This is a genomic window from Sphingobacterium thermophilum, from assembly GCF_039541675.1.
Taxonomy (GTDB): domain Bacteria; phylum Bacteroidota; class Bacteroidia; order Sphingobacteriales; family Sphingobacteriaceae; genus Sphingobacterium; species Sphingobacterium thermophilum.
Map to the genome: position 1 here is coordinate 1 of NZ_BAABGR010000032.1, position 561 is coordinate 561.

A 561-nucleotide genomic window follows, 5' to 3' on the forward strand; every position below is an offset into this window, starting at 1 on the left:
TCTTGATGCCCGTTTATTATCCACGCCCGGTCGCTCGACTAGTGAGCTGTTACGCACTCTTTAAATGAATGGCTGCTTCCAAGCCAACATCCTAGCTGTCTGGGCAACCGGACCTCGTTAGTTCAACTTAGAACACATTTGGGGACCTTAGCTGATGGTCTGGGTTCTTTCCCTCTCGGCCTTGGACCTTAGCACCCAAAGCCTCACTGCCGATCATATCTCATAGCATTCGGAGTTCGTCTGGATTTGGTAGGATTTGACTCCCCCGCACCCAATCGGTAGCTCTACCTCTATAAGACTCTAATATCGACGCTGTTCCTAAAAACATTTCGGGGAGTACGAGCTATTTCCCAGTTTGATTGGCCTTTCACCCCTACCCTCAGGTCATCCGGAAACTTTTCAACGTTTATCGGTTCGGTCCTCCAGTTGGTGTTACCCAACCTTCAACCTGCCCAAGGGTAGATCACAAGGTTTCGCGTCTACCTCCACTGACTATACGCCCTATTCAGACTCGCTTTCGCTGCGGCTCCGCGACTTAATCGCTTAACCTCGCCAGTGAAG

The 561-nt window shown here is 50.6% G+C and carries 1 rRNA gene; it reads right to left on the reverse strand.

Going from position 1 to position 561, the window contains the following annotated elements:
- A 23S ribosomal RNA gene (locus ABD873_RS10625) occupies nucleotides 1–561 on the reverse strand; the annotation flags it as partial.